The 1,355-nt window shown below is 60.6% G+C and carries 1 protein-coding gene; it reads right to left on the bottom strand.

The window, feature by feature from the left end:
- Window positions 1-39 precede the first annotated feature (39 nt).
- Window positions 40-1,299, bottom strand: coding sequence for an IS256 family transposase (locus PKKP23_RS33385; protein WP_042304214.1), 1,260 nt, complete (start codon window positions 1,297-1,299; stop codon window positions 40-42).
- Window positions 1,300-1,355: the final 56 nt, after the last annotated feature.

The following is a 1,355-nucleotide window of genomic DNA, read 5'->3' as shown; positions in this document are numbered from 1 at the left end:
GGAGGTATCCGGAATTCCGTGTGTGAGACGGGTAAAAACTCAGATTCCGATGTTGAATCGTTCGGGGTAAAGCAGCGCGAATTGCGTCATTGCACTTTTCCAATCGTGCCGAGAGCCGGTCCACTTGGCGACGACGTTACGCAGCGCCAGCCAGATCAGCTTAAACGCGGCCTCGTCCGACGGGAAGTGGCCGCGCGCCTTGATGATCTTGCGCAGTTGCATGTGCAGTGACTCGATGGCATTGGTCGTATATACAATTTTCCGGATATCCGGCGCGAAGGCGAAGAACGGAATGACCTGCTCCCAGGCTCGCTGCCAGAGCATGGCGATCGGCGGGTATTTTGTGCCCCACGGGCCGGCGTCGAACGCGTCCAGCGCCGCGGCGGCAGCTTCCGCTGTCGGGGCTCGGTAGACCTCCTTGAGCGCCGCCGCGACCGATTTCCGGTCTTTCCAGCTCGCGAAGTCCAGCGAGTTCCGGATCAAATGCACGATGCAGGTCTGAACCGTCGTTTCCGGAAACACCGAGTTGATCGCCTCGGGGAAGCCTTTCAGGCCGTCGACCACGGCAATCAGGATATCCTGCACGCCGCGCAGTTTCAGATCGTTGACGACCCTCAGCCAGAACTTCGCGCCTTCGGTCTGTTCGATCCAGAGGCCGAGCACGTCGCGTGTGCCGTCGCGGCGCACGCCCAGCGCCAGGTAGATCGCCTTGTTGCGAACCACGCCTTCGTCGCGAATCTTGACGCGCAAGGCGTCAAAGAACACGACCGGATACATTGGCTCGAGCGGCCGCTGCTGCCATTCACGCACTTCGTCGATCACGGCGTCGGTCACTGTGCTGATGAAGTCCGGGGATACCTCGATGCCGTACATCTCAAGCAGAAACCCCTGAATTTCCCGCACGCTCATGCCGCGCGCGTACATCGCGATGATCTTGTCGTCGAACCCGGTGAAGCGCCGTTCGCCTTTGGCAATCAGCACCGGATCGAACGTCCCTTCGCGGTCACGCGGAATCTCGACGTCGAGCACATCGTCGTCGGTCGCCACGCGCTTGCGGCTCGTGCCGTTACGGTGGTTCGTGCTGCCAGCCGGCTTGGTTTCGCCTTTCTCGTAGCCCAGGTGGTAGGCCAACTCGCCGCCCAGTGCGCGCTCGAAGATCGCCTTCTTGAGCGCGGCAAGCTGCTCGTTGATCGTCGCCCGGTCCAACGTCCCCGGCACCAGTTGCTTGATCAGTTCCGGGTCAAGGTTCAAGCCCTTGCCCGGTTCAATCGTCACTTCTTCCTTGCGTTTGCGTGGCATAAAGTGGCTCCTTGGCCATCAGTTTATGCCTCACACACAAAGGTTCGGATAGGCTC

The sequence above is a fragment of the Paraburkholderia kururiensis JCM 10599 = LMG 19447 genome (assembly GCF_003986935.1).
Classification (GTDB): domain Bacteria; phylum Pseudomonadota; class Gammaproteobacteria; order Burkholderiales; family Burkholderiaceae; genus Paraburkholderia; species Paraburkholderia kururiensis.
This window is presented reverse-complemented; position numbering and strand designations above follow the sequence as displayed.